Genomic DNA, 26,668 nt, shown 5'->3' on the forward strand with positions numbered 1-26,668 from the left:
AGGCAATGAGGAGGGCGGCATGGCGCGCGCGCGAATGACCGACGAGAGCTTGATCCACGCGGCGGCGGAACTTGCCGACGAGGTCGGCTTCGACAATGTAACCGTCTCGGCGCTGGCCCGCCGGATCGGCGTCAAGGACGCGAGCCTCTACTCTCGCCTGGAAAACGCCCGCGACCTGCGGGTGAAGATCGCGGTCCTGGCCCTGGCCGAACTCGCCGACCGGGTCGCCGACGCGCTGGCCGGACGCGCGGGCAAGGACGCCCTGGTCGCCTTCGCCAACGCCTACCGCGACTACGCCAGGCAGCACCCCGGCCGCTACGCCGCTGCCCAGCTCGACCTCGACCCGGCCACCGCCGCCGCCAGCGCGGCCATGCGGCACTCGGACATGACCCGAGCCATCCTGCGCGGCTACGACCTCGCCGAGCCCGACCAGACCGACGCCATCCGCCTCCTGCACGGCACCTTCTACGGCTACGTCATCCTGGAAAACACCGGCCGCTACGACACCCACCCCCGCAATGTCGAAGACTCCTGGCTCAGAGCCCTGGACGCCCTCGACGCCGTCCTGAAGAACTGGCCCCCGGCATCTCGCTAGTTGCCGGGCCGAACCCGCTCGGCATCCGGGCCGACCTTGATTTCGTGCCTCGGTTTACCTGCGGCGCAACAGGACTCCGCGAATGAAGGCGGCCTGGCCGGAGTGCTGGATGTCGTCGTCGATGACGCTGATGAGCCGGACGGCGAGGGTGACGGGGGGATTCCAGCGAGTGTCGACGATGCGGGGGAGGTCGGCGTCGGTGAGGCCGGAGACGTATTCGATGGTCTGCTCGTGCACCGCGTCGTAGTAACCGAGCAGCAGATCCGCCGACGCCGCGCCCAGTTGGGTGACCTCGTCGGGGTTGTCGCCGTAACCGGTCGAGGTGTCGTCGAACGGCAGTCCGAACCGCTCGGCCCAGCCTGCCGCGGTCCACACCTGGTCGGTGCCCGCGACGTCGGCGATGTGGTCGTCCTGCACGCGGGTCAGATGCCAGATCAACCAGGCGATGGAGTTGGCGCCCGGATCCAGCTGGACCGCCAATTCGTCGCGGGTGAGGCCGGCCACGGCGCCGTGCACGTTCTCCTGTACCCGGCCGAAGGCATCGATCAACAAGTCAGCGCTGGTCATGATCGGGTCCAATCGTGGGGTGGGCGTTCATTATTCCCGCCGCCGCGGGGCGCGGGTCCGGTCATCGGCCGCCCCGCCGTGACCCACGCGCGGTGAATTTCGCCGGAGCGCCTCGTTAGTGGCACATGAATTCTTACCGTCGAACGGAGCTCGGATAGACCGTTCCGGCCCGCGCTATTACGCTGACCGGATGACGGCAACGGGATAGTCGACTCGGGAGTGCGCTACGTTCGGATAATCACCGGTATTCAGCGGAAAATGCTTTTTAAGTCGAACTGAAGAATGACTTAAGGTCGACCTGAAAGGGTCGGCGAAATCGAATTGTCGCCATGGCGCGTCGGTCCTATCCGGCGGCGTATGGTGATGGAAACGCCTGGCCAGCAGGCTTTTTGCGGTTAGGCTGCGGCCTGGACGCGCGGTGTTCCTGTCGCCGGCGCAGCACTATAAGCCCAGCTTGATTCCTATTAGAACCGGCATGTAATCTGCGACACTTTCGCACCGGCACGCCCGCGACAATCGGCGTGCCGATGACTATTGTCGTTTCGCGCACGTGAAATGCGGTTCACCGGATCACCTGAAATTCTCGCGATGCAGTGGAGGTATAGCCAAGTGGGTAGACGACTCTTTCGGTTGGCAACCGGTGGCACGAAACTGAGACCGATTCTCGCGGCATTCGGCGCGCTGACGGTCAGCGCGGTCATGGTCGCCTCGGGCGCGGCCACCGCGAACGCCCAGCCGATCTGGCCGAACCCCGACCCGGACCCGTTCTACGCCGCGCCGGCCGACATCGGCAGCAAGGCCAACGGTGACGTGCTGGACAGCCGCCCGATGCCGCCGCTGTTCTACTTCCCCAACGCCTCGGTCACCCTGATCAAGTTCCGCTCGACCAACTCGCAGGGCCAGCCCATCGCCGCGACCACCACGGTGCTGACCCCGAACGGCCACCGCGCCGACGCGCCGCTGCTGTCGTTCCAGCACATCATCAACGGGCTCGGCACCCAGTGCGCGATCTCGCACGGGCTCTACGCCAATGACACGAACTTCATCGTCCCGTTCGCGCCGGCGCTGAACATCGCGCTGCTGCGCGGCTGGTCCGTCGCCCTGCCCGACCACCTCGGCCCGAACAGCGCCTACGGCGCGGCGAAATTGGGCGGCAAGATCACCCTCGACGGCGTCCGCGCCGCACAGCGACTCTCCCGGCTCGGGCTCGGCAAGAGCCCGGTCGCGCTGGCCGGCTATTCCGGCGGCGGCATGGCGACCGCCTGGGCCGCCGCGCTCGCGCCGAAGTACGCGCCGGAGCTGAACCTCGTCGGCGCCGCCGAGGGCGGTGTCCCGATGAACCTGCAGACGATGGGCTGGGCCATCGGGCACAACCAGCACCCGGCGTTCGGCCTCGCCTTCGCCGCCGTGCTCGGCCTGGAGCGGGAATACCCGGACCGGCTGCCGATCACCGACGCGCTGAGCCAGCGCGGACTCGCCGCCGCCCGGGACATCGCCAACAGCTGCACCAATGACCTGATCGCGCGGGGCGCCGGGCACGCCTTCGACGATTACGCGAAAGACAATGTGATGGCCCACGATCCGAAGGCATGGGAGGTGGCGGACGAGAACAGCGTCGAGCTGTACGACGGCGTGCCCGAGGCGCCGATCTTCGAATGGCATTCCCCCCAGGACACGCTGATCCCGCTGGACGCGATCACGAACACGGTCAACCGGTATTGCCGTGCGGGCGTGCGGGTCGAATCCGAACTCTTCCCCTCGCCGGATCACCTGACCACCGCCGTCGTCGGCTTCCCCTCGATGCTGAACTGGCTCGACGGCCGGTACAGCGGCAAGCCCGCCCCGAGCAACTGCGCCTAGCCGGACCGCGCATTCGGCCCCTGACCGGTAGCTACCGGTCAGGGGCCGATTCGCTTGTGCGACAGGTCAATCGCGCGCAGGCAGCGCGCACCCGTCCGGGCCGCACGCGTCCGCGCCGCCGATCGTCTGGATAGCCGGCCGCCGCTCGCCCCATGCCTGGTCCAGCGCCTGCGCGAACACCGCCACCGGCTGCGCGCCGGAGACGCCGTACTTGCGGTCGATCACGAAGAACGGAACGCCGGTCGCCCCGAGCTGCGCCGCCTCCCGCTCGTCGGCCCGCACCGCGTCGGCGTAGGCATCGGGATCGTCGAGCACCGTGCGCACGCTCGACTCGTCGAGACCCGCGTCGACCGCGAGCCGGACCAGCCGCTCGTGATCGCCGAACAGCGACTGCTCCTCGGCGAAGTTCCCGCGATAGAGCGCGTCGAGCAGCTCCTCCTGCTTACCCTGCGCCAACGCGAAGTGCAGCAGCCGGTGCATGTCGAAGGAGCTGCCGTAGTCGCGCCCCTCGGTCACATAGGGCAGGCCGAGCTCGGCCGCCTGCGCCCCGATGCCGCGCTCGTTGGCCGCGGCCTGCGCCTCGCTGATCCCGTACTTCTGCGCGATCTTGGTGATCACCGGCCCGGACTCGTCGGCGGCCAGGCTCGGATCCAGCTCGAAGGAGCGATGCACCACTTCGACCTCGTCGCCGTGCGCGAACTCCGCCAGCGCCTGCCCGAACCGCTCCTTGCCCAGGTAGCAGAACGGACAATTGATATCGGTCCAGATTTCGACCCGCACGTTCATCCTCAGTCTCGTCTCGGCCCCCGTTCTGGCAACAGCCGAGCTACCGGATATGTTCCGCGCGAGGTCTAGATCTGAGTGAGACAGGCTGTTACTGTAAACATGTGTCACATTAACCTCGACTGGATATGAGGTAGACGTCATGGCTACAAAGTCGGCAACGGCGCCGTCTCGGACCGCGGCGCAGAGCGCGTACGCGGGAATCCTGACGACGCTCTCCGAGGGGTCGGTGAACAAGCACTTCGACCCGTACACCGAGATCGACTGGGACGCGCCGGAGTGGGCGGTGGTGCCGAACGATCCGCGCTGGATCCTGCCCGCGGACAGCGATCCGCTGGGCGCGCATCCCTGGTATCTGGCGCAGTCCGAAGCGCGCAAGATCGAGATCGGTATGTGGCGGCAGGCCAATGTCGCGAAGGTCGGCCTGCAATTCGAAGAGGTGCTGATCGGCGGCGTGATGAACTATCTGTTCGCCGTGGTGCCGAACGGATCCGGTGAGTTCCGCTACCTCAATCACGAGGTCGCCGAAGAGGTCAACCACACCCTGATGTTCCAGGAGATGGTGAACCGGATCGGCCTGGACGTGCCTGGCATGAGCCGATTCATGAAGGCGGTCGGCCCGCTGGTGCCGCTGCTCGGCCGGTTCTTCCCGACCACCTTCTTCGTCGCCGTGCTCGCGGGCGAGGAGCCGATCGATCACGTGCAGAAGTCGGTGTTGCGCGCGGGCGAGAACGTGCACCCGATCATGCGCGACGTGATGCGGATCCACATCGCCGAGGAGGCCCGGCACATCGCCTTCGCACACGAGTACCTGCGGCAGCGGGTGCCGAAGCTGGGATTCGTGCAGCGCGGCACGTTGTCGCTGGCCTACCCGATCATCATGTTCATCGCCTGCGACCTGATCGTGAAGCCGCCGCGCTCGCTGTTCCGCGAGTTCGACATCCCGATCGGGATTCGCCGGGAGTTGTTCTGGCGCAGCCCCGAAGCGCGTGCCCGCCGCCGCGACTTCTTCGGCGAGGCGCGCATGCTCGCCTCCGACATCGGGCTGATGAACCCGGTGGCGAAGCTGACCTGGCGGCTGCTGCGGATCGACGGCGGGAACTCCAGGTACCGCGGCGAACCGGTACGCACCCGCGCCTGAATTCGGCCGACCCGGCGCTCAGTGCCACGCGCGCCGGGTCCCCGGCATTCCGGTGTGCCCCTGCGGGTCCGGCACCACGCCGAGCACCTGGTGCAGCCCGAGCCCGCCGTCCTCGAAGCCGAGGGCCGAGGCGGCCATATATAGTCGCCAGACCCGGGCGCGCCCTTCGCTGGTGAGCGAAACCGCTTCGTCCCAGGCGCTTTCGAGATTCGCGACCCACGCGCGCAAGGTCAGCGCGTAGTGCTCGCGCAGCGCCTCGACATCGCGCACCTCGAAGCCGGCCCGCTGCATCGCCAGCACGACCTCGCCGACGTCGACCAGTTCGCCGTCCGGGAAGACGTAGCGGCCGACGAACGAGCGCGCGCCCATCACGGACCCGCCCGCGGAGGAGATCGCGTGGTTGAGTAGCCGGCCCTCGGGGCGGAGCAGGGCGCGCAGGGTCTCGAAGTACGCCGCGGCCCGCTTGGTGCCGACGTGCTCGAACATGCCGATCGAGGAGATCGCGTCGAACTGTTCGCCGCGCAGGTCGCGATAGTCGGACAGCCTGATCTCCACGTTCGCGGACAGCCCCGCCGCGGCGACCCGTTCGCGTGCCAGCTCGATCTGCGCGCTGCTGATCGTCACGCCGACCACTTGCACGCCGTAGGTCGCGGCCGCGTGGATGGCCATGGATCCCCAGCCGCACCCGACGTCGAGCAGGCGCATCCCAGGTCGCAGGTCGAGCTTGCGGCAGATCAGATCGTGCTTGGCCCGCTGTGCGTCCGCCAGGGACACGGTCGCGTTCGGGCCTGCGTGTCCGTCGTCCTGCTCGGCGACGAATCGCGCGCAGGAGTAGGTCATGCTCGGTCCGAGCACCAGCCGATAGAAGTCGTTGCCCACGTCGTAGTGATGGCTGACCGCCGCCGCGTCCCGCCGCTTGGTGTGCAGCGGTCCGCGCCGCGGCCGCGCCTCCTCCGGCGGTGGTGCCGGCCGCTGCCCGAGCGCGCCGAGTTCCCTGGCCGCGAGGATGGCCTTGCGTGCCGCGCCGAGGCCGAGTTCGGCGTCGCTGGGCGCCGTCGTCGCCAGCGATCGAAGGATGGCGAAGATGTCTCCGTCCAGATCCACCGCGCCGGAGACGAAGGCCCGGCCGATCCCGAGTTCGCCCGGCGCCCAAACCATATGGCGCAGGGCGTCCTTGGATCGGACGCGGATGGTCCCCGCGCACGGTCGCTCGGGTTCGATGGTGCTGCCGTCCCAGAACTCGAATCGCACTGCCCGATGCGCTCCGAGTGCGGCCTCCGCCAGCGGTTCGAACACCGCCGCGACCGTCCTCCTGTTGCCCATCACTCCACTATGGCCCGCGCCACCCGCCGGCCTCGGCAACCGGCCGGCGGCAATCGCGTGTCGGTGCGGTGCTCGGTGTTTCGGCCTGAGCCGAATCATGGTGACCTTGCCACCTCCTCCTTCATAGGCTCCGAACAGTGACAACGAGGAGTTGGAAGATGATGGAAAACGTAGCGGTGCGCGCCGATGGCGGCGTCGTACCGGTGGTGGTCCGGCTGGCCGACAGCTGGGTCGCGGAATGGAAACGGGGCAGGCAGCGGTTGGCACCGATGTGGTCGCGGCGCGACGAGCAGGCGGCGAAGGAGGCGCAGGCTCCGGCGAACGCCGACGATCTTTTGCTGGGACTGGATCCGCTCATCGCGGTACGGTGGCGAGGTTCTTGGTGATCGGAGGTGCCGTCTTGCGGTATCGGGGTAGGGAAGTAGCGGGCGGGCATGGCCCGTCCGGGGACAGCCGCGGATGAAGCGGATCTATTGCACGCCCGACGATCTGCTGCGCATCCGCGTCGGCGCAGCGCTCGGCGCCATCGCGGAGACCATGCTGGCCACCCGGGTGGTGCAGCGCAGGAACGTCGCCGGTTTCGCGGGCTGGCGCAGCCAGGTGCGCGGCGCGATGCCGGCCAACTTCGGTGTGCTGGCCGACATCTTGCCCGCCGACGACTCGTTTCTCGATCTGATCACGCCGACCAAGGGCGCCAGGTCGATCTCCGCCGGTATCGAGGCGTTGCACCTGGCCTCCCGCGACGAGCTGCGGATGGAGTTGGACAGCGTCATCCGCAGCCGGGCGCGGGAGGGCCAGGCGCCCCTGCCGGCCTGGACGGCCGAGCTGTCGGATCGCGACGGTAGCGCGCGCCGCGCGGTCGCCGACGCGGTCGAGGCGTTCCATTCGGTGGCGTTCGCCGGACGCTGGGCGCACATCCAGTCCTATCTCGAACAGGCCGCCGAGCGGATGGCGCACACGCTCGCCACCGAGGGCGTGGAACGGCTGCTCGCCGACCTGCACCCCTACCTGACCTGGCGCGCGCCGGTGCTCGAGCTCCACCGCCAGCACGATTGCACCCACGACGAACACCTCGACGGCCGCGGGCTGATCATCATCCCCTCGCTGTTCGCCTGGCCCCAGCCACTCACGCTGATGTCGCTGGTGGACAAGGACGCGCCGATGACGGTGATCGTTCCGGCCCTGCGTGACATCAACGATTTCACCGCCGCGTGGGGTCCGCGCCCGCCCAACGAGGCTCTGACCGCGCTGCTCGGCCGCACCCGCGCGGCCGCGCTCCAGGTGATCGCGGAGGGCTGTAGCACCACCGAACTCGCTCGCCGACTGGGGATTTCACCCGCGACGGCGAGCGAGCACGCGTCGATCCTGCGCGAGTCCGGGCTCGTCCACAGCTGGCGGCACCGCAATGCCATGCGCCACGAGGTGACCACGCTCGGCGCGGCGTTGCTCGACGGCAACCTCGGCGGCAACGTCCGCATCGCGTAAATCCTTGCCGGGCAGCGGTATCACTCAGAATTCGTCCGCGCAGCCGCAGGAACCACGCGTCTTCAGCTCCGCGTCCAAACTGACCACGCCCGGTTCGGCCGACCCGGTGTCGATCTGTTTCAGCAGCAGCTCCACCGCCAGTTCGCCCATCTTGCGGGTCGGCTGGACCATGGTCGTCAAGCCGGGTCTGGTGTAGCGCGAGTACTCGATGCCGTCGAAGCCGACGATCGCGAGATCGTCAGGGACGCGCAGGTTCGCGTCGTAGGCCGCGCGCAGCATGCCCATCGCCTGGAGATCGCTGGTCACGAACACGGCGGTGGGCGTGCGCGCGCCACTCATCAGCTCGTCGAGCGCGCGATAGCCCGCGGCTCCGCCGAATTCGGCGCGCACGATGACGCTTTCGGGCAGTCCGGCGTCGCGCAGCGCCTGCCGATAGCCCGCGACCCGCTCATCGGCCGTCGACACGTGCGGACCGCTCAGGCAGGCGATGGCGCGATGCCCATGAGAGATCAGGTGCTGCACGGCGATGCGCGCCCCGGTCAGCGAATCGCACATGACGTGTGCGCAGCGCGCCGGATCGATGATCCGGTCCACCGCAACCAACGCCATGTCCGCCGCGGCGCAGGCGTCGGCGATGCCCGACTCCCAGGACGACGAAATCGCCAGCAGCCCTTCGACTCTGCGATCGATGAAGGCACTCACATACGCGCGCTCCCTGGCCTCGTCGCCCGCGGCGTTCCCGACGATCAGCGGGAAGCCGCGCGCGAACGCGGCCGCCTCGACCACCGCCGCCAGCTCGGCGAAGAACGGATTCGCCCCGTCCGGAATGACCATCCCGAGCGCGTGCCCGCGGTTCATCCGCAGGCTGCGCGCGGACATGTTCGGCCGATAGCCGAGCTGCTCGATGGCGGCCTCGATGCGGGCTCTGGTCGCGGGGGCGACGCTGCGCGGGCCGTCGTTGAGCACGTAGCTCACCAGGGCGGGTGAGGTGCCGGCGAGCCGGGCCACGTCGGCTCGGGTGACTGCCATCGGGTCACTCCTGTCGTGCTGGCAATTCGAGCGAGCTGCCGAAGAACCCTTGACAGTCTCGTGATTCGGGTCACACACTACACATCAACTCGTGTTGTCAACACGAGTTGAACTCGTACAGGATAGGTCGAATACCAGATGAGCACTCGATACCGGATCGGGCTTGTGGCCCTGGCCCTCGTCAGCGCGGCGGCCCTCACCGCCGGATGCGGCCGCGGCGGCGACGCCTCGTCCGACTTCAAGATCGCCGTAGTCACCCGCAACTTCACCAACCCGTACTGGGCGGCGCTGCGCGACGGTGCGCTGGCGGAGGGCAAACGGCTCGGGGTCGAGGTCGCGGTGCAGGCGGGTCAGTCCGAGACCGACGCGGACGGCGAGAACGCGCAGATCTCCACGCTGGCTGCGCAGGGCTACGACTGCTTCGCCGTGGTGCCGGTGAACGCGACCAACGTGATCACCCCGCTGGTTCCGGTGGCCCGCAAGAACGTTCCGATCCTCAACCTGGACACCCAGATCGACGCGGCCGCCTCCAAGCAGGCCGGGGTCGGCTACGCGAGCTTCATCGGCTCGGACAACCTCGCCGCGGGCAAGATCGCCGGCGAGAAGATGCTGGACGCGCTCGGCGGCAGCGGCAAAGTGATTGTGCTGCAGGGCATTGCCGGTGAGCAGAACGGCATCAACCGGGACAAGGGCTTCACCGACGCGGTCGCGGGCAAGCTGGAGATCGTGCAGCGCGCGCCCGCCGACTACGAGCAGGACAAGGGCCTCACCGTCACCGAGGCGATCCTGAAGGCGCATCCGGACATCACCGGGATCTTCGCGGCCAACGACACCATGGGCCTCGGCGCCGCGCAGGCGATCAAGAACGCGGGCCGTACCGGGCAGGTCAAGGTGATCTCGGTTGACGGCATCCAGGCCGCGCTGGCCGCGGTAAAGGCGGGCACCCTGTACGGCACAGTGACCCAATACCCTTATGCCGAAGGCGAACTCGCGATCCAGGCGTGCCTGGCCAAGCATCAGGGCAAGACGATTCCGGAGCGGGTGGTGGCGCCGATCGCGTTCATCGGCTCGGACAATGTCGAACAGCAGATCACCGCGTTCCCGCGGCCGATCACCACGTTCGACAATCCGCTGGCCGGGCTGGTGAACAAGTGAGTGCCATCGCCGACGTCGCGCGGGCCGCACCCGGACGGCTCGGCGAGCGGCGCATCCCGGCCAAGCTGGCCGACTACGCGGCGCCGATCGCGCTGGTGATCGTGTGGCTCGGATTCTTCATCGCGACGCCGAACTTCCTGACCACCAGCAACATCGACGACCTGCTCGTCGCGTCGACGATCCTGACCGTGCTCGCGCTCGGCCAGCAGTTCGCCGTGGTGGTCGGCGGCATCGACCTGTCGGTCGGCGCGACGCTGCCCTGGTCGGCCGCGCTGCTCGGGTACTTCACCAGCCACGGCTACCCGGTGACGACCGGCATCGTGGTGGCGATCCTGGGCGGCCTGCTGGTCGGGGTGATCAACGGGCTGCTGATCGGGCACTTCCAGATGACCGACTTCGTGGTCACCCTCGGCTCGCTCAGCGTGCTCAGCGGCTGCACCCTGCTGCTCACCAGCGGCAACAGCGTGGCGGTGAATTCGCCCTTCCTGCAAAGCCTTGCGCTGGACGGCGCCGGACCGCTGCGCTGGTTCTGGCTGCTCGCGCTGGTCGCGGCGCTCGGGGTGGCGGGCATCCTGTTCCGCACCAGGGTCGGCACGCACCTGCTCGCCACCGGCGGCAATATCGACTCGGCCAGGGAGACCGGCATTCCGGTGCGCCGGATCCGGTTGCTCGCCTACAGCGCCTGCGGGCTGCTGTGCGGCGTCGCCGGCGTCATGCTGGTCGCGCGCAACGGCGGCGCCGATCCTTCGTTGCAAACCACCTATCTGCTGAGTTCGATCGCGGCGGTGGTGCTCGGCGGCTCGTCGCTGAGCGGTGGCAAGGCCTCGGTGCTCGGCACCGTGTGCGGCGCGATCCTGTTCACCTCGCTGATCAACGGGTTCACCATTCTCGGCATCTCGCAGTACTACCAGCCGATCGCGGTAGGCGCGGTATTGCTTCTCGCAGCAGCTATTTCGCGATTCCGGAAGTAGGCATCTCATGACCGAACCGATGTTGGAAGCGCGCGGCCTGACGAAGTCGTTCGACTCCGTCCGCGCGCTCGACGACGTCACCCTGACCATTCCGGAAGGCGAGGTCACCGCGCTCGTCGGGGACAACGGGGCGGGCAAGTCCACCCTGGTGCGCTGCCTGACCGGCGTCCAGCCGCCCGACTCCGGGGAGATCCGGTTCCGTGGCGAACCGGTGCGGCTCGGTTCGCCGGAGGACGCCCGGCGGATGGGCATCGAGACCGTGTACCAGGATCTCGCCCTCATCGACGATCTGACTGTGTGGCAGAACCTCTTCCTGAACCGGGAGCTCGTGTATCCGTCCTGGCCGATCAAGATTGTCAATCGGAAGGCGATGATCAGCCGGAGCGGGGAGATCCTGCGGGATCTCGACGTGGACGTGCCGTCGGTGCGGACCACGGTGCGGCGGATGAGCGGTGGTCAGCGGCAGAGCATCGCCATCGCGCGGGCGGTCGCCTGGGGTAAGGCGATGGTGATCATGGATGAGCCGACGGCGGCGCTGGGCGTGCGGGAGACGGCGGCGGTGGAGAAGCTGGTGCGCGGGCTGCGCGACCGCGGGGTCACCGTGCTGATCATCAGTCATGATCTGGCGCAGGTGATGCGGATCTGCGACAACGTGGTGGTGCTGCGCCGCGGGCGCTCGGTGGCCGCGCACCGGACGGAGGAGATCGATGGGGATCGGTTGGTGGCGTTGATCACCGGGGCCGCGCCGGGCAACCTGGAGGCGAAGACCGCTGTGGAGCAACAGGTCTCGTGACGGGAGTGGTCGTGGTCATCGGATCGATGAACCAAGATGTGGTGTGCGAGGTGGCGAGGCTGCCCGGGCCCGGGGAGACCGTGCTGGCGGTCGGCTCGCGGACGAACCCGGGCGGCAAGGGGGCCAACCAGGCGGTTGCCGCCGCCAAGGTCGGTGGGTGCGTCGAGTTCGTCGGGCGGGTCGGGCGCGATTCCGCCGCCGCTGCGCTGCGCGACTCGCTGGGTGCGGCGGGCGTGAAAACGACTGGGCTGCGGGAGGTTCCGGGCGTGCGAACCGGACGGGCGTACGTCACGGTCGCCGCGGGCGAGAACCAGATCGTGGTGGACCCCGGTGCCAATTTCGTCTGGGAATCCGGTGCAGACGAGGCCGAGCTGCTCGAATCGGCCGATGTCGTTGTCGCGCAACTCGAAATACCGCTGGCGGTGGTCGCCTGGGCGGCCGGCCTCGCTCGCCGGTTCGTGCTCAACGCCGCTCCCGCGGCGCAACTCGACGACGACCTGTTGCGCCGGTGCGATCCGCTCGTGGTGAACGAATACGAGTTGGCCGCGATCAGCGGTGCCGCGACCGGCACCACGGAGCAAGCAGTTCAAGCCGCACGGTCGCTGTGTCTGCGTGGAGCGCCGTCCGTCGTCGTCACGCTGGGTGCGGCCGGTTCGGTCCTGGCCTGTAAGACATCGGACTCGGTCGAGGTCACGTATCAAGCCGCGCCACAGGTGGACTCGGTGGACTCGACCGGAGCGGGCGACGCCTATGTCGGCGCGTTGTCCACCGCGCTGGCCGACGGTGCCGACCTGCCCGAGGCGGTCGCCTTCGCGACGGCCGCCGCCTCCCTGTCCGTTCAGGCGCCGGGCACGCACGCCGCCTATCCCACTCGGGCGCAGGTCGTCGCGGCGCTCGCCGCGGTACCGCCCGCGCACAACTAGATTGGAACCTCCTTGCGTACAGGTGGATTGATTCACGCCGGACTCATGTCGGCCCTCGTCGCGCTCCGCCACACCGACACCTTCGCGGTCAGCGACTCGGGACTGCCGGTGCCGCCCGCGGTTCCGGTGATCGATCTCGGAATCAGCTACGGTATGCCGCGATTCGCGCCGGTGGTCGAGCTGATCCTCGACGAGATCGCCGTCGAGGCGGCCTGGGGCAGCGCCGACGTGGTCGCGGCCAACCCGGAGGCGGCCGACCTGCTGACCAACCGGTGGAAAGCCGAGTTGCTGGAGCACGAAGAGTTCAAGCGACGGATCGGGCAGTGCCGCTTCGTCGTGCGCACCGGCGAGGCGCGGCCCTACGCCAATGTGTTGTTCCGCGCCGGGGTGCCGTGGCTGTAGTGCGTCGATCGGCCGCCATGGCGTGCCGCCATCGGACAGACTCGTTCTGACGGCTCGCGCAGGGCGACGCGGAGCCGACGAGGGAGGCTCCAGATGATCCGACGCCGACTGGCTCAGGTCGTTTCCTGCGCGGCCGTGGCGATCCTGCTCGGCGCCGCCGGCTGCACGGACACACCGCCGGGTGTTCTCGAACCGCGCACGGCGACCGATGTTTTCGCGTACGCCACCGGCACCGAGCTGATCGTCGCGGACGGCACGACCACAGTGTCCCGAACGCCGGGCGCCTTCGATACGACGCGCGATATCGGCCTCACCGCGGACGCGAAATTCGCCTTCTGGAAGGAGGACTCGCGCACCGGTGCCGGATCCGTGGTGGCGGCGGTGTCCACCGGGGCGCCCGCTGCGCCGATCCGCGTGCCCTGCGGTTGTCGTCAGGTCCTCCGATTCAGCGGCAGCACCATCGTCTGGCTGCAAGCGCCCGGCACCGTGATGCGCATGGATCTCGATGCGGCACAGCCGAAACCGACCGCGTGGCGCACCATCAGCCCGGCGCCTTCGGCGCAGCAGCACATCGATCTCCTGGCGGTCGATCAGGATCGGCTGCTGCTGAATCGGTATGACATAGAGCAGCAATACGACTCGATCAAGAACCAGCTCTTCACCCTGGAGGCCGACGGCGGAACACGCACGCGTGGACCGCTCGCCGATCTCAAGGCGTATTTCTACAGCGGGGCGTTCAGCCCCGACGGCCGGTCGGCCGCACTGTCCCAATACGCGGTCCCCAGCAGCTATGTGCGGGACATGGCGTGCAGCCAGGCCGTCGTCTTCTTCCTCGACCTGACCTCGGGCGCACTGCAACCAACCGTCCCCGCGCCCGAGAACTGTTCCAGCGCATTGAAACTCCGCTGGGATACGCCGGACGGCCCGACCATCGCGGTGGATCGGTGGCCCGCGTTCGGCAAGCCGGCCGACGCGCAGACCACCCGCTGGCAGAGCAGGCAACGCACCTGGTCACCACTGGACCCCCCGATCGCGGACCGCGCCCGGACCACGGCGGGCGCGACCGTCGAACTCGCCGGGCCGGGCAGCGCCGGCTTCTACGACGTCTACTTCGTCAAGAACGGGGAGCGCATCAAGGTTGCCGAGCAGGTTTATTCCATCGCGGTCCCGTGACTATCGCAACAGACGTCGTGGCGGAAAACCGCGTGAGTTCGCCAGGCGGGTGATCTAGCGTTCGACAAATGGAGCAAGTCGTTCGCTCGGGCGATCGGAAGGCCGTCCTCGCGGCCGCGGTCACCGTGGTGCTGTGGGCATCCGCCTTTGTGTTCATTCGTGCTGCGGGAGAAGACTTCTCGCCGGGCGCGCTGGCGTTGGGCCGCCTGCTGACCGGGGCCATCGCACTGGTAATCATCCTGGTCGTCCGGGGTGAGGGGATGCCGGCCCGGGGCGCGTGGCCCGGGATTCTGGTGTCCGGTGTGCTCTGGTTCGGGGTCTACATGGTCGCGTTGAACTGGGGCGAGCAGCACGTCGACGCGGGCACCGCGGCGATGGTGATCAACGTCGGCCCGATCCTGATCGCGGTGCTGAGCGGACTGGTGCTCCGCGAAGGGTTTCCGGCGCGGCTGATGGCCGGGATCGTGGTGGCGTTCGCCGGCGCGATCGTGGTCGGGCTGTCGAATTCGAGCGGCGGCAGCGCCGCGGTGCTCGGCGTCGTCCTGTGCTTGACCGCGGCGCTGGCCTGGGCGGTGGCGGTCGTCGCGCAGAAGCCCGCGCTGGAGCACGCCTCGGCGCTGCAGGTGACCACCGGCGGGTGCGTCATCGGCACCATCGCCTGCCTGCCGTTCGCCGGCCAGCTGTTCAGCGAGGCCGCCCACGCGCCGCTGTCCTCGACGCTGAGCGTGGTCTACCTGGGCGTGTTCCCCACCGCGCTGGCCTTCACCACCTGGGCTTACGCGCTGTCCCGCACCACAGCGGGAAAGATGGGCGTGACCACCTACGCCGTTCCCGCCCTGGTGATTCTGCTGGCGTGGATCGCGCTCGACGAGGTCCCCGGGCCGCTGGCCGTGCTCGGCGGCCTGCTGTGCCTGTCCGGTGTGGCGATCACCAGATCGCGGGCGGACCGGCCGATCGAGCCCGAAGACGCGGTGACGCAAGAGGTTTCGACTCTGACGTAAGCCCAACGCGGGCACCGGCGGCCGCGGTCAGTGGTGGCCGAGCACGGCGTGCGGCCGGTACGGCGCCGCCAACCTCGCCACCTCCTCGTCGCTCAGCCGTACCCGCAGCGCGTCGAGCGCGTCCGCGAGGTGTTCCGCTCTGGTGGCCCCGACGATCGGCGCGGTGACCCCGGGCCGGCCGAGCAACCAGGCCAGCGCGATCTGGGCCGGCGGCAGCGCGCGCTCGGCGGCGACCGCGCGCACCGCGTCGACCACGTCGAAGTCGTCATCGACGTACATATCGTCGGCAATGGGGTCGGTGCCGGAGCGCGCGGTGGTCGGTCCGCCGCCGCGCACGCGCGAGCCGGTCAGCAGCCCGCGGGCCAGTGGGCTCCACGGAATGATGCCGACGCCCTGATCGCGGCAGAGCGGGATCATCTCCCGCTCCTCCTCGCGATAGACGAGGTTGTAGTGGTTCTGCATCGAGACGAATTTCGTCCAGCCGTGCGCCTCGGCCACCTGCTGTGCCTTGGCGAACTGCCAGGCGAACATGCTCGACGCGCCGATGTATCTGGCCTTTCCGGCGGCGACCACGTCGTGCAGCGCGTTCATGGTCTCCTCGATCGGCGTCTCGTAGTCCCACCGATGGATCTGGTACAGGTCGACGTGGTCGAGGCCGAGCCGGTCGAGTGAGGCGTCGATCGCGGCCATGATGTGCTTGCGGGACAAGCCTTTATCGTTCGGGCCGGAGCCCATCGGGAAGTAGACCTTGGTGGCCAGCACGTAGTCGTCGCGGCGGGGAAACAGCTTGGCGAGCAGCCGCCCGGTGACCAGCTCGCTGACCCCGCCGGAATACATGTCCGCGGTGTCGAAGAACGTCACGCCGGACTCGACGGCCTGCCGGACGATCGGCTCCGCGGCGTCCTCGCCGAGTATCCAATCCCGCGCGGCGGGACTGCCGTAACTCATCATGCCGAGGCAGAGCCGGGACACGACGAGGCCGGAGGCGCCCAGTCGTAGGTATTCCATCATTTCTCCTTGGTTTCTCGTGGTTCCTGGTGCATCGAGATGCCGCCGGCGATCAGCGCGATGCCGGTCAGTTCCTGAATGGTGGGGACCTGGGCGAGCACGACGATCCCGATCACCGTGGCGACCGCGGGCAGGATGCTCAGCAGCAGCGCGAAGGTGTCCCGGCGCAGCCGGGCCATGGCGAGTTGGTCGGTCACATACGGGATGACCGACGAGCAGATGCCGACGCCCGCTCCGGCCAGCAGCGCCGCCGGGTTGGTGAACGCGGGAAGCGCGGCGCCGAAGCAGAACGGCGTCGAGACCACCGCGCCGATCAGCATCGCGACGCCGATCTGGTCGATGCCGGAGATCCCGGCACCGGTATTGGCGATCCGGTGGCCGAGGATCACGTAGAGCATGAACAGCGCGCAGTCGATCAACGCGAAGGCGAATCCGAGCGGCTGTCCGGCGAGTCGGAGGTCGGTCAGCGCGAGCACCCCGGCGACCGCGAGCACGAGGGCGAACACGTTGCGGCCGTTGCGCATTCCGATCGCGGCGAGCACGATGATGCCGGCGAATTCGATCGCCCCCACGGTGGCCAGCGGCAGCCGGGCGAGGGCCAGGTAGAACGCCGCGTTCATGGCCGCGAGCAGGACGCCGAGCCCGAGCAGCACCCGGCGCTGCGCCGAGGTCAGGTGTTCGAGCAACCGCCACGGCCGCCGCCACAGCGCGAATACCACTGCGGCACTGGCGATCCGCAGCCAAGCCACGCCCAGCACATCCACCCGGGCGAACAGCAGCACGGCCAGGGCCGGTCCCAGATAGTGGAAGATCGCGCTGACCCCGAAGTACGCCGCGGCGGGCACCCGCCGCGCCGTGATCTCGGACGGTTTCGTCATGCGGAGTATCTTGCAAAGAAACATTCGCGGCTGGAATGGCACTCTCCAGGAAGTTGGCGTCAGTTGTCTGGAAAATCAAGGTCGAATGGCCAAGATTCCTTCATCGAGCGATCGCGCCTGCTGGATGAGGTAAACGTGCGGCTGCTCAACGAGCTGCACGCCGATCCGCGGCTGTCCATGTCCGAACTCGCGCGCCGCGTGGGCATGTCCGCGCCCGCGGTCACCGAGCGGGTGCAGCGCCTGGAACGCCTCGGCGTGATCACCGGCTTCCGGATGGAGGTCGATCCGGCCGCCCTCGGCATGCCGGTGACCGCGCTGGTGCGGATCCGGCCGGGACCCGGCCAGCTGCCCAAGATCGTGGCGGCGGCCAAGGACACACCGCAGGTGGTCGAGTGTTTCCGGATCACCGGCGAGGACTGCTTCCTGCTCAAGGTGCACGGCCCCTCGATCGGCGAGCTGGAGGAACTGCTCGACGGCTTCCTCATGTTCGGCCAGACGACCACCTCGATCGTCGTGTCCGAACCGGTGCCGCGGCGGCCGTTGCCCGTTCCGGTGCTGGACAAGCGTTAGCGTGCGTCGACGGGAAAGGGGTTGCCGTGGTGGATGATCGGAAGCTGCCGAACGGTGCGGGGAAGCGCTGGACGCGCCGGGTGCTGAGGGTGACCGCGGTCGCCGCGACCGGGCTGGTGCTGATCGTGGTCGGGGCGAACGGCCGGCTGTGGCTGGTGTCGTCCGGTCATCGGTTCGAGGCGGCCGACGCGCCCGCGGTTCCGGTGGTGATCGTGCCCGGCGCGAAGGTAGGGCCGGACGGTACGCCGATGGCGTATCTGCGTGGCCGGCTCGATGTCGCGATCGAGTTGTTGCGGGCAGGGAAAGCCGACGAGGTTCTGGTGTCCGGTGACGCGGCGGGTACTTCCGGCGACGAGATCGCCTCGATGACAAAGTATCTCGCCGATCACGGAGTCGATCCGGCGCTCGTCCGGACCGATGGGGAGGGGCTGTCCACGCGTGCCACCTGCGAACGCGCGAAACGATTGTTCGGGATCGATCGCGCGATCATCGTCACCCAGTACCAGCATGTGCCGCGGGCCGTCGCCCTCTGCCGCGCCGAAGGCATCGATGCCGACGGGGTCACTGCTTACTGCGAGTGCCGGCGAACGACCCTGATCCGCAACAACATTCGTGAATGGCTCGCCGCACCCAAAGCCGTCGCCGCCCTGATCGGACGCTGACCCGCAGTGCGTCCCGTCGTGGTAACCGTAAGCACCGATATTTCGGCTGCGCCGCAACGTATCTGGGCGCTACTCACCGACTGGGAGAACCAGGGGGAGTGGATGCGCGAGGCGTCGGATTTCGCGGTGGTGTCGGCCCAGCGCTCCGGCGTCGGCACGACAGTGGCGACCACCGTGCGCATCGGCGGAATCGCCACCCGAGACCGGATCCGCGTCGACGTGTGGCAGCCGCCGAACGGATCGGACCCCATCCACCTCGGCATCGTGCACCTGGGCTGGGTCAAGGGCCGCGGCGACATCCGACTGACGGAACTGTCCGATGGAGTCTCCCGGCTCAACTGGACCGAGCACCTGCACCCGCCCCTAGGCCTCCCGGGCGCGCTCGGAATGCGCCTCTTCGCACCACTATTCGCCCGCACGTTCCGCCGAGACCTCGCACTGCTGCGGACGCTGGCCGAGCGCGGCTGAAGCTCGTGTCTGCGCGCCCGCCGGGCTCTGCGCCAGGGGTGCCGAGCAAAAGGCCCCTGCCGCTTCGAAGATGGAGGGGCAGGGGCCTTTTGCTGCGGGTCTACTTGTCCGGGTCCGGGGGGAACTGGCCCTGGGCGGTTACGGTGGTGCCGTTCAGGGTGTAGGTCACGGTGGAGGGGCCGCCGGATGGGCAGCACAGGGCATCTTGCGGCAGGGCCCAGCGGTACTGGACCGAGACGGTGTTCTTGGTCTTGCCGAGGACGGTGGTGTAGCCGTAGTACTTGGATGTCGCTGTGCCCAAGTAGGTGCCGTTGGTGAAGAACAGGACGTGGTAGCCGGGGTGGCTGCCGTCCCAGTCGACCAGCATCCAGGACAGGACGCCGGAGCAGCCCGCGTCGATCGGGTCAGTGCTCGCCTCGAGGATCACCCAGGGGTATCCCCCTTTGTTCGGCGCCAGCCGGCTCACCGCGTTGCGGGCGAGCTGGGAATTCGAGTCGAAGCACAGGCCGTGTCCGCTGCCGTTGGGTGGTTGATCGGCCGCCGGCGGCGGGGGTGGGGCGGGCGCTGGTTCCTTGTTGTCGACCGGCACGCTCGCGGGCGGCGGTGCCTTCTCGGTCGCGGGCGCCTTGGCGGGCGCCTGCGGCGGCGTGCCGGGCTGATCGGTGTCGCCGGGCGCGGCCGGCGTCGACGCGCCGGGTGCTGCGGGCGCGGCCGACGGGATCGGCGTCCTGGACGCCGCCTGCGGCGTCGAGCTGGAACCGCAGCCGGTGGCGCCGAGGACGACGCTGGCGGCTAGTGCGGCAAAAGCCCATGACTTGACGTTCATTGAACCCCCGGAATCGGTGTGGTCGGTTTGTGGTTTTCCGTACTGCCGTGTCCTCGCGACGACTCCGGTCTCCCGAAGTCCGAGCGCGGTCCTCCATCCGCGAACCCGCGACGACATAGTGGTCATCGGGTGAATTCCGGTCCGTGTTACTAAGTTTCACCCGAGATGCGCCTCAGCAAAAATAGTGCCCCCGATGTCGGGGGCGGCGACGTACACAGTCGAATCGACCCAGGCTCCGAGTGTCGGGTTGCCCCCGCGCGGTCCGCTGGGAAAGATGCAGAGCACCGAGCACTACCGGTGACCTGCGTTTTCCGTCTAGCGACACAGCGAGGGATGGGCGTTCATGCGGAAGTCGAGGGTGCCGTTCGTGCTATCCGGCCTACTCGTGGCCGGCTCCGTGGTCGCGGCCGCGCTGATGTACGAGCCGCGGGGGACCGAGCATCCCGCTCCGGTACCCGAGCACCCCGCGCGGGAGGCGCCGAGGGTGGCGCGCGGTTTCGATACCGCGTTCAGCTCGCGCATCGCCCAGGCCGAGGCGTATGCGAAGAGCCGTCCCGGGTTCACCGGGATCGTGGTGCGGGACCGCCGTACGGGTGCGGTGTGGCGCAACGCGAATGCGGCCACCCCGATCTGGGCCTGTTCCACCCCGAAATTGGCGATCGCGACCGACCTGCTGCTGCGCGCCGACCTGGGTGCGATCACGCTCAGTGCCGAGGACCGCGAGCTGATGCACCGGATGCTGCACTCCAGCGACAACGACGCGGCGACCACCCTGTGGGAGCGCTATGGCGGGGAGAAGACGTTCGCGCCGCGGTTCCGGTCGTTCGGCATGGCGAGTATCCGGTTCGCCGACCGGCATCCGGACTCCTGGGGCTGGATCCTGGCCACCGCGAACGACCTCGAGCAACTCGTCGACTTCATCCTGGAGAAGATGCCTGCCCGGCACCGCGCCTACCTCGTCGACGAGATGCGCTCGGTCGACGGCGGGGACTCTCTGGACACCAACCAGCAGTGGGGTGTCTGGGGCGCGGGAGACCGGGCGGCGCCGGGGAACAAGAACGGCTGGTCCGATGACAACGATGACGGCTCCTGGCTGATGAACTCCGTCGGATTCGTCGGTCCGCGTGAGCAATTCACCGTCGCCATCATGAACAACACCCAGGTGGTCGACGACGGCTACCAGGTCGGCCGGGAGACCGTCACCAAGGTCAGCGAGATCCTGTTCAAGGACTACTTCAGCTAGCTCAGGGCCGGTAGGGCGGCGCTTCGCCCCAACCCCAGTGCGGCATCGGCGCTTTCAGCGGCGGCGTGGCATCGGGCTGGGAGTTCGCGTGGGCGAGCCGGGTGCCCCATTCGATGTAGGCGAAGAAGGCGGAGCGGAACTCCGGGTCACTCGGCATGCCCACCTCGTCGGCGGCGTCCATGAGCAGATTGATCCAGCGGCGGCGCTGGGGTTCGGTGATCGCCTTGCCGAGATGCTGGCGGACCATGTGCGCGTAACCGCCGCGGTCGGTGCTGTAGGCCTCCGGTCCGCGGAAGACCTCGGCCAGCCACATCGCGACATACTTCGGATGTCCCGGATCCATGCCGGCGAACAGCGGGCCGACCAGCTCGTCCTTCAGCACCTCGCGATAGAAAACCTCGGTGAGCGCCTCGAAAGCCGCTGTGCCCCCGGCCCATTCGTACAGAGTGGGCGTTGCCTCCGTCATTATTGAACTCCGATCCACAACGGCATGGCACTAATCGAACAAGCGCCAGCATAGTGGCCGCGGCCGGAGCAGGCCGAGCGGTTTTCCGACGGAGGGCCCCGCTCGAGTGCGGCGAGTGGGGCTCAGGTCCGTCGACGGTGCCGGTTCAGTTCCACTGGGACTGGGTGCGCGTCCGGCCGGACGATCCGGTGTTCGCCATCGCCTGCAGGTCGTCCAGGAACCGCTCGACCGCGTCGGACTTGATCTGCGGCGATTGGACCTGCTCGCGCACGCTCTCGGTGGTGTGCGTCATGACCTGCTTGGCGAAGTCGGCCTTGAGATCGCGGATCAGCTGCCTGCGCATCAACTCGATCTGGTCGCGACCCTGCTTGCCGACGCGTTCGACCTCGGCGGCGGCGGTTTCCCGCATCTTCACCACGATGTCCTCGGCGTCGGCGTGCGCGTCCTCGAGCAGTTGGGCGAGTTCGGCTTTCGCCTCGGCCAGCCCGTCGTCGTAGACCTGCTTGGCCTTGCTCAGCCGGGCGGCCGCCTGCTCGTTCTCCTCGATCTGCTTGCGAATGTCTTCCTGCGCCTTGACCATCATCTTTTTGACCAGCGGCGCAACGTATTTGACGATCACCCAGATGATGACGGCGAAGCCGAACAGCTGGCTGAAGAACACCTGCCACTCGAAATGGATCTGGTAGATGCCCTCGGCAAGGATGTCGCTGCTAGGAGTCATGACGACGCCCGTCCTGTCTGCCGGCCTCGACTCGTCTCGGCCCGCCGCTCATCATCGACACCGACCACGCGGTCGGCCAGCGATCGAGCCAGCGGCTCGACCGTCTCGCGCAACTCCGCGGCGATTTGATCCGCTTGTGCCCGCAATTGCGCCTCGGCTTCGGCGACGATGCCATTGGCTTCCTGTTGCGCCTGTCCGCGCATCTCCTCGAGAATTTCCCGGCCCTCGGCGCGCGCCTTGCTCCGGATCGCGGCCGCTTCCGACCGCGTCTGCTCGAGTGCCGCTTGATGCTTGGCTTCGGCCTCGGCGAACAATTGCCTCGCCTCTTTGGTCGTCGCCAGGGTCTCTGCGGCCCGCTCTTCGCGTTCCTCCAGAACCTTGCGGATCGGCGGAACCACGAAGAACCAGATGACGCCGAGCACGATCAGGAAGATCAGCAACTCGACGAAAAAGGTGCCGTTGGGGATGAGGAAGTTCTCCGCGGCAACTACATCGGTTCTCGGAGACATGCCCGGTTACTTGCCGGGAGTCGCGAAGACGAAAAGCGCCATGAAGGCCAGATTGATGAAGTACGCCGCCTCGACCAGACCGACGGTCAGGAAGAAGATGCCGCGCAACCGACCCTCGGCCTCCGGCTGCCGGGTTACACCATTGATCAGCGCCGCGCCGGCCAGGCCGTCACCGATGCCTGCGCCGATGGCACCGCCGGCCATGATGATGCCGCCGCCGATGAGGGCGCCCTGGATGATGGACGCGGTGGTTGGGTCTGCCATTTTCTACTTCCTATTCTCGGATGTGGACTCGATCGGCACCTCGCCGATCAGTGGTGTTCGTCTTCCAACGACATCGACTGACTGAAGTACAGGACGGTCAGCAGCGAGAAGATGAAAGCCTGAATTGCGCCGACGAACAAGTCGAACAGTTTCCAGACGGCATTGGGGCCCCAGCTGATCCAGAACGGGAACAACGTGATCACCGAGAGCATCACGCCGCCGGCGAACATGTTTCCGAACAATCGCAGCGACAGCGACAGCGGCTTGGCGATTTCCTCGATGACGTTGATGAACACCATCGGGCCCCACCCGGTATGGCCCTTCAGCAACTGCTTCACGTGCCCGAACGGGCCGCGCCGCGCGATGCCGGCGGACTGGTAGGCAATGAAGACGAACAGCGCGAGCGCATAGACGAAGTTGACGTCCGAGGCGGGCGGCGCGAGCAACTCGCCGTCGCCGATCTGCACCGGCAGCACCGACAACCAGTTCGACAACAAGATATAGACGAACAGGGTGACCGCGAGCGGCAGCGCGAACGGCGCGACCTTCATGCCGATGGCGCTTTCCACCTGGCCGCGCATCTGCACCGTCACGGTCTCGAAGAACAGCTGCACGCCGTTCGGAACCCCGGAGGTGATCTTGAGTCGCAGGTAGAAGGCCAGACCGAGCACGATGAGCGCCGCGACCGAGGTGGACACGATGGTGTCCACGTTGAAGGCCATGCCGAAGACGTGTGCCACCGCGTGGTGGCCGACCTTGATCTTGGGTTCCTCGGCGGGCGCCTCTTGCGCGAGCACCGTGACGCTCGAGGCCAGCTGGGCAAATGAAATGGCTGGGATCGTCATGGTGTCTGGCGAAGCCCTTTCAATTCAGGCAGGACAGTGTTGAGGACCAGGGCGACTTGAAAGAGGGCCAAGCCGAAGAAGATACCGACGCCATTGGGGCGAGCAAGGAATGCCACCAGGAGGGCGCCCGCGGTTATGCCGAGCAGTCGTAGCGCGGAGGAACCTACCAAACGCTGCTTGCTCGGCGCCGCGGAACTGGCAATTCGGGTGATGGCCCACAACGTGAGTTGGGCATTCAACCAACCGACCGCGAGTCCGCCACAGATGAAGGTACCCAGCAGGAGTCGGTCGATCAGCCCGGTAATCCCCAGAGCCAGCACACCCAGAGCGATCGCGGCAATGGCCGCGCGCCGTATTTGGATCTTATTCACGTCCACACCGACACCGCCCTCGCCCATACCCCCACCTCATAGTGGGGGACGTGATGAATCGATAGCATACACATGCCAACCACCCTGCGTGGCAAGCTTTTTGATCTTTCTTGACTTGATCTTGAAATTGGTTACAGACATCATCTGGTTACTCTCGCAAACCGTTCTTCGTGCACGCGCGGCACCATTCCTCATGTGCCGCATGGCCTTTTCGGAACGGGCTGACGTGGGAAAACTCTGCCGCCCATGGAATCTGCCCGGATGCGACCGAGGGGGCGGGGTTCTGCGTGCGAGGAGTATAGCCACAGGTGCGGTGAATCGGCGGCAACATACCGACTTTCGGCAAAGGGCTTGACAATGACGTGTCACCGCCGATTTTCGATTTGTCCCAACTTATGTTGTTTGTCCGATTTGTCCGAATTAAGGATGCTGATTACTTGCTGCCGATAACCGGGTGATCGGCCGCCCGCGGTAAGTCCGCTCGGGCAAGTGCACAAGAAACGCGTGCGTCCGGTCGGGGCCGAAACCATCGGCAAGATCGGCAAACTGGGAACCGGCACCATTTCGACGGCCGCTCCGCTGTGAGTCCGCCCAGATCTGCGCAGGCCGGGTGTCCGATCGCATACCTGCGCGTTCGATGGGCATTCGAAGTTGAAGAGACTTCGGGTAACAGAGAGAAGTTCGCGATGAGGGCTGAGTTCCCGGTGCTGGCAAAGGGTTCGGAGGGCGGCGGGGCCGCGTTGAATCAGGTCATCGGCCTGACCGTCGCCGCGATGGTGATCGCCGCGGTCCTGTTCTGGCTGGCCTATCTCCATCGCACCAGACGCATCACCTGGCTGCGGAACGCGGCGGATCGGCTCGGGCAGTGGGGGAACCGGCCCGGCTGGGTGGCGTTGCCGCTCGCGCTGTTCATCACGACCATCCTCACGGCGCTGTTCGGCTTCATCTGGGATGTGAGCCTGCACATCGGCAAGGGGCGCGACCCTGGGCCGCTGGCCAATCCGGCGCACTACTTCATCCTGGCCGGGCTGTTCTTCCTCTTCATCGCGGGGATGTTGGCGGTGATCCTGCCGCTGGACGAAAAGCCAGGCCCGGCGGCGATCCGGATCACCCGCACCTGGTACGCGCCGGTGGGTGGGGTACTCATGGCCGCGGTCGGGTTGTACGCCCTGATCGGCTTTCCGCTCGATGACATCTGGCACCGGTTGTTCGGCCAGGACGTCACGCTGTGGGGACCGACGCATCTGATGCTGATCGGCGGCGCCGGGCTGTCGCTGGTCGCGGTGCTGCTGCTGGAGTTCGAGGGGCGGCTCGACCGGCCCGATCCGGACCGGGCCGACGGCCGGCTCCTGTGGGTGTTCCGCTCGCTCGCCTTCGGCGGACTGTTGATCGGATTGTCGGTCTTCCAGGTCGAATTCGACTTCGGCGTGCAGCAGTTCCGGCTGGTCTTCCAGCCGATGCTGATCGTCGCCGCGAGCACGATCGCGCTGATCTCGGCGCGCTACACGCTCGGGCGGGGGAGTGCGCTGGTCGCGGTGGTGTTCGCGGCCCTGGTTCGCGGTGCGGTCGCGGTGCTGGTCGGACCGATTCTCGGGGAGCCGCACAGCGTGTTCCCGCTGTATCTCGGCATCGCCGTGGTGGTGGAACTGCTTGCGCTGCTGCCCCTGATCGATAGGCCGCTCTGGTGGGGTGCGCTCACCGGCTTCGCCGCGGCCACCGCCGGGCTCTGGCTCGAATCGCGCTGGGTCGACGCGATGTTCGTCGATCGGTGGCCGCCGGGGATGTGGCCGGAGGCGCTGGTCACGACGGTGCCGGTGGGCATCGCCGGCGGCGCGCTCGGTGCGTTGCTCGGCATGGTCCTGCGGGGTGAGGCGTTGCCCCGGCCCGCGCTGCGGCGTGGTCTCGTCCTCGCGGCGGTGCTGATCGCGGCCGCCGCGACCGCGAACGGCTTGCGCGTCGACATCCCCGAGAACGCCTCCGCGACAGTCCGGCTGCGGGATGCCGAACCGGTGAACGGCGGCCGGATGGTGACCGCCGAGGTCACGCTCAGCCCGGCGGATCTGGTGCGCGACGACCCGGAGTGGGTGCAGTTGCTCGCCTGGCAGGGCGGTGTCGGGTCCGCCCGGCCGGGCCGCGGGCTGGTGGTCGATCAGCTGATCCGGGCCGGGGCTGGGCACTATGTCAGCACGAAACCCGTTCCGGCGTACGGCAACTGGAAGACGGTGCTGCGAGTGCAGGACGGCCGCATGCTGACCGGCGTGCCGGTGTATCTGCCCGGCGACCCCGGCATCGATGCCGTCGAGGTGCCCGCGCTCGAGGAGTTCACCCGCCCGTTCGTCGTGGAAACCGCCCTGCTGCAACGGGAGCGCTCGTCCGACTATCCGTCCTGGCTGTTCGCCGTCGCGTCGTTGATCGTGCTGGTCTGCTCGCTGGTGATCATCTGGGCGCTGGCCTGGGGCGCGGCCCGGATCGACCTGGCCTACCGCGCCGACGTGCGCGCGGAGCGGATGAAGCAGGCGGTGCGCCGGTGAGGTATGCGCAGCACGTGGACGTGCTCGCCAGTCACTCCATGCTGCTGGCGATCCCGGCGTTCGTGCCCGCGGTGGCGGTGGTCGCCGTCGTCGTCGGGATAGCGA

At 67.8% G+C, this 26,668-nt stretch carries 30 protein-coding genes; 17 read left to right on the forward strand and 13 right to left on the reverse strand.

From position 1 onward, the window contains the following. Positions 1-19 precede the first annotated feature (19 nt). Positions 20-595 carry a TetR/AcrR family transcriptional regulator gene (locus ACFQ9K_RS03880; RefSeq protein WP_378726745.1) on the forward strand — a complete coding sequence of 192 codons (576 nt, stop codon included), beginning with the start codon at positions 20-22 and terminating at the stop codon, positions 593-595. A gap of 54 nt (positions 596-649) precedes the next feature. Here ACFQ9K_RS03880 and ACFQ9K_RS03885 read toward each other — a convergent pair whose 3' ends face one another. Next, the gene (locus ACFQ9K_RS03885; protein ID WP_378726747.1) at positions 650-1,162 is read right to left on the reverse strand and encodes a DUF664 domain-containing protein; all 513 of its coding nucleotides are present in this window, start codon (positions 1,160-1,162) and stop codon (positions 650-652) included. A 699-nt stretch (positions 1,163-1,861) separates the two neighbouring features. Between ACFQ9K_RS03885 and ACFQ9K_RS03890 the strand changes: the two genes are divergently transcribed. Further along, the gene (locus ACFQ9K_RS03890) at positions 1,862-3,022 is read left to right on the forward strand and encodes a lipase family protein (RefSeq protein WP_378726749.1); all 1,161 of its coding nucleotides are present in this window, start codon (positions 1,862-1,864) and stop codon (positions 3,020-3,022) included. 66 nt (positions 3,023-3,088) lie between these two features. On the opposite strand, the gene ACFQ9K_RS03895 is transcribed toward ACFQ9K_RS03890, so the two are convergent. After that, the gene (locus ACFQ9K_RS03895; RefSeq protein ID WP_378724101.1) at positions 3,089-3,808 is read right to left on the reverse strand and encodes a DsbA family oxidoreductase; all 720 of its coding nucleotides are present in this window, start codon (positions 3,806-3,808) and stop codon (positions 3,089-3,091) included. 139 nt (positions 3,809-3,947) lie between these two features. On the opposite strand from ACFQ9K_RS03895, the gene ACFQ9K_RS03900 reads away from it, so the two are divergent. Next, positions 3,948-4,946, forward strand: a complete 999-nt coding sequence (locus ACFQ9K_RS03900; protein ID WP_378724098.1) for a diiron oxygenase — start codon at positions 3,948-3,950, stop codon at positions 4,944-4,946. Between the two features lie 18 nt (positions 4,947-4,964). On the opposite strand, the gene ACFQ9K_RS03905 is transcribed toward ACFQ9K_RS03900, so the two are convergent. Next, the gene (locus ACFQ9K_RS03905; protein WP_378724094.1) at positions 4,965-6,269 is read right to left on the reverse strand and encodes a class I SAM-dependent methyltransferase; all 1,305 of its coding nucleotides are present in this window, start codon (positions 6,267-6,269) and stop codon (positions 4,965-4,967) included. A 158-nt stretch (positions 6,270-6,427) separates the two neighbouring features. Here ACFQ9K_RS03905 and ACFQ9K_RS03910 point away from each other — a divergent pair, with 158 nt between their 5' ends. Next, complete coding sequence (locus tag ACFQ9K_RS03910) at positions 6,428-6,655, forward strand: hypothetical protein (protein WP_378724091.1); 228 nt, start codon at positions 6,428-6,430, stop codon at positions 6,653-6,655. Positions 6,656-6,728: 73 nt separating this feature from the next. Then, positions 6,729-7,754 (forward strand): ArsR/SmtB family transcription factor, encoded by a 1,026-nt coding sequence (locus ACFQ9K_RS03915; protein ID WP_378724088.1) that lies wholly within the window; start codon positions 6,729-6,731, stop codon positions 7,752-7,754. Positions 7,755-7,778: 24 nt separating this feature from the next. Here the strand turns inward: ACFQ9K_RS03915 and ACFQ9K_RS03920 are convergent, their stop codons facing one another. Continuing rightward, positions 7,779-8,783 (reverse strand): LacI family DNA-binding transcriptional regulator, encoded by a 1,005-nt coding sequence (locus ACFQ9K_RS03920; protein ID WP_378724086.1) that lies wholly within the window; start codon positions 8,781-8,783, stop codon positions 7,779-7,781. Positions 8,784-8,921: 138 nt separating this feature from the next. Here ACFQ9K_RS03920 and ACFQ9K_RS03925 point away from each other — a divergent pair, with 138 nt between their 5' ends. The 7 genes from ACFQ9K_RS03925 to ACFQ9K_RS03955 all read left to right on the forward strand — a co-directional run bounded on the left by ACFQ9K_RS03925 (position 8,922) and on the right by ACFQ9K_RS03955 (position 15,201). Next, positions 8,922-9,938 carry a substrate-binding domain-containing protein gene (locus ACFQ9K_RS03925; RefSeq protein ID WP_378724083.1) on the forward strand — a complete coding sequence of 339 codons (1,017 nt, stop codon included), beginning with the start codon at positions 8,922-8,924 and terminating at the stop codon, positions 9,936-9,938. Then, positions 9,935-10,909: an ABC transporter permease gene (locus ACFQ9K_RS03930; protein ID WP_378724079.1), complete on the forward strand. Its 975-nt coding sequence runs from the start codon at positions 9,935-9,937 to the stop codon at positions 10,907-10,909. Before ACFQ9K_RS03925 ends, ACFQ9K_RS03930 begins: the two co-directional genes overlap by 4 nt. Positions 10,910-10,916: 7 nt before the next feature. Continuing rightward, positions 10,917-11,702 carry an ATP-binding cassette domain-containing protein gene (locus ACFQ9K_RS03935; protein ID WP_378724076.1) on the forward strand — a complete coding sequence of 262 codons (786 nt, stop codon included), beginning with the start codon at positions 10,917-10,919 and terminating at the stop codon, positions 11,700-11,702. Continuing rightward, positions 11,699-12,625, forward strand: a complete 927-nt coding sequence (locus ACFQ9K_RS03940; RefSeq protein ID WP_378724074.1) for a ribokinase — start codon at positions 11,699-11,701, stop codon at positions 12,623-12,625. The genes ACFQ9K_RS03935 and ACFQ9K_RS03940 overlap by 4 nt, the downstream gene beginning before the upstream one ends. Positions 12,626-12,652: 27 nt before the next feature. Further along, positions 12,653-13,027, forward strand: coding sequence for a D-ribose pyranase (gene rbsD, locus ACFQ9K_RS03945; RefSeq protein WP_378982793.1), 375 nt, complete (start codon positions 12,653-12,655; stop codon positions 13,025-13,027). Positions 13,028-13,120: 93 nt separating this feature from the next. Then, positions 13,121-14,200, forward strand: coding sequence for a hypothetical protein (locus tag ACFQ9K_RS03950; protein ID WP_378724069.1), 1,080 nt, complete (start codon positions 13,121-13,123; stop codon positions 14,198-14,200). A gap of 68 nt (positions 14,201-14,268) precedes the next feature. After that, complete coding sequence (locus ACFQ9K_RS03955) at positions 14,269-15,201, forward strand: DMT family transporter (RefSeq protein ID WP_378724066.1); 933 nt, start codon at positions 14,269-14,271, stop codon at positions 15,199-15,201. 27 nt (positions 15,202-15,228) lie between these two features. On the opposite strand, the gene ACFQ9K_RS03960 is transcribed toward ACFQ9K_RS03955, so the two are convergent. Next, complete coding sequence (locus tag ACFQ9K_RS03960) at positions 15,229-16,209, reverse strand: aldo/keto reductase (protein WP_378724064.1); 981 nt, start codon at positions 16,207-16,209, stop codon at positions 15,229-15,231. Continuing rightward, positions 16,209-17,087 (reverse strand): DMT family transporter, encoded by an 879-nt coding sequence (locus ACFQ9K_RS03965; RefSeq protein ID WP_378724061.1) that lies wholly within the window; start codon positions 17,085-17,087, stop codon positions 16,209-16,211. Before ACFQ9K_RS03965 ends, ACFQ9K_RS03960 begins: the two co-directional genes overlap by 1 nt. 63 nt (positions 17,088-17,150) lie before the next feature. Here ACFQ9K_RS03965 and ACFQ9K_RS03970 point away from each other — a divergent pair, with 63 nt between their 5' ends. The 3 genes from ACFQ9K_RS03970 to ACFQ9K_RS03980 are packed head-to-tail and all read left to right on the forward strand — an operon-like array spanning position 17,151 to position 18,787. Next, positions 17,151-17,657 (forward strand): Lrp/AsnC family transcriptional regulator, encoded by a 507-nt coding sequence (locus ACFQ9K_RS03970; protein WP_378724058.1) that lies wholly within the window; start codon positions 17,151-17,153, stop codon positions 17,655-17,657. A gap of 26 nt (positions 17,658-17,683) precedes the next feature. Then, complete coding sequence (locus ACFQ9K_RS03975; RefSeq protein ID WP_378724056.1) at positions 17,684-18,319, forward strand: vancomycin high temperature exclusion protein; 636 nt, start codon at positions 17,684-17,686, stop codon at positions 18,317-18,319. 18 nt (positions 18,320-18,337) lie between these two features. Further along, the gene (locus ACFQ9K_RS03980; RefSeq protein WP_378724053.1) at positions 18,338-18,787 is read left to right on the forward strand and encodes an SRPBCC family protein; all 450 of its coding nucleotides are present in this window, start codon (positions 18,338-18,340) and stop codon (positions 18,785-18,787) included. Positions 18,788-18,887: 100 nt separating this feature from the next. Here the strand turns inward: ACFQ9K_RS03980 and ACFQ9K_RS03985 are convergent, their stop codons facing one another. Further along, the gene (locus ACFQ9K_RS03985; RefSeq protein WP_378982778.1) at positions 18,888-19,613 is read right to left on the reverse strand and encodes an LppP/LprE family lipoprotein; all 726 of its coding nucleotides are present in this window, start codon (positions 19,611-19,613) and stop codon (positions 18,888-18,890) included. A 343-nt stretch (positions 19,614-19,956) separates the two neighbouring features. On the opposite strand from ACFQ9K_RS03985, the gene ACFQ9K_RS03990 reads away from it, so the two are divergent. After that, positions 19,957-20,856: a serine hydrolase gene (locus tag ACFQ9K_RS03990; protein WP_378721260.1), complete on the forward strand. Its 900-nt coding sequence runs from the start codon at positions 19,957-19,959 to the stop codon at positions 20,854-20,856. Between the two features lies 1 nt (position 20,857). Here the strand turns inward: ACFQ9K_RS03990 and ACFQ9K_RS03995 are convergent, their stop codons facing one another. The 6 genes from ACFQ9K_RS03995 to ACFQ9K_RS04020 all read right to left on the reverse strand — a co-directional run bounded on the left by ACFQ9K_RS03995 (position 20,858) and on the right by ACFQ9K_RS04020 (position 24,059). Next, positions 20,858-21,322, reverse strand: a complete 465-nt coding sequence (locus ACFQ9K_RS03995) for a group II truncated hemoglobin (RefSeq protein WP_378721259.1) — start codon at positions 21,320-21,322, stop codon at positions 20,858-20,860. Positions 21,323-21,467: 145 nt separating this feature from the next. Beyond that, positions 21,468-22,043, reverse strand: coding sequence for a hypothetical protein (locus tag ACFQ9K_RS04000; RefSeq protein ID WP_378721258.1), 576 nt, complete (start codon positions 22,041-22,043; stop codon positions 21,468-21,470). Next, on the reverse strand, positions 22,040-22,552 hold the full coding sequence (locus ACFQ9K_RS04005) for a F0F1 ATP synthase subunit B (protein ID WP_378721257.1): 513 nt from the start codon (positions 22,550-22,552) through the stop codon (positions 22,040-22,042). The genes ACFQ9K_RS04000 and ACFQ9K_RS04005 overlap by 4 nt, the downstream gene beginning before the upstream one ends. Positions 22,553-22,558: 6 nt before the next feature. Further along, the gene (locus tag ACFQ9K_RS04010; protein ID WP_040742384.1) at positions 22,559-22,816 is read right to left on the reverse strand and encodes a F0F1 ATP synthase subunit C; all 258 of its coding nucleotides are present in this window, start codon (positions 22,814-22,816) and stop codon (positions 22,559-22,561) included. 47 nt (positions 22,817-22,863) lie between these two features. After that, positions 22,864-23,661 carry a F0F1 ATP synthase subunit A gene (atpB, locus tag ACFQ9K_RS04015; RefSeq protein ID WP_378721256.1) on the reverse strand — a complete coding sequence of 266 codons (798 nt, stop codon included), beginning with the start codon at positions 23,659-23,661 and terminating at the stop codon, positions 22,864-22,866. Next, on the reverse strand, positions 23,658-24,059 hold the full coding sequence (locus ACFQ9K_RS04020) for a hypothetical protein (RefSeq protein ID WP_378721255.1): 402 nt from the start codon (positions 24,057-24,059) through the stop codon (positions 23,658-23,660). Before ACFQ9K_RS04020 ends, atpB begins: the two co-directional genes overlap by 4 nt. A 659-nt stretch (positions 24,060-24,718) precedes the next feature. Here ACFQ9K_RS04020 and ACFQ9K_RS04025 point away from each other — a divergent pair. Next, the gene (locus ACFQ9K_RS04025) at positions 24,719-26,563 is read left to right on the forward strand and encodes a hypothetical protein (RefSeq protein ID WP_378721254.1); all 1,845 of its coding nucleotides are present in this window, start codon (positions 24,719-24,721) and stop codon (positions 26,561-26,563) included. Positions 26,564-26,668 lie beyond the last annotated feature (105 nt).

Source organism: Nocardia sp. NPDC056564 (assembly GCF_042793755.1).
Classification (GTDB): domain Bacteria; phylum Actinomycetota; class Actinomycetes; order Mycobacteriales; family Mycobacteriaceae; genus Nocardia.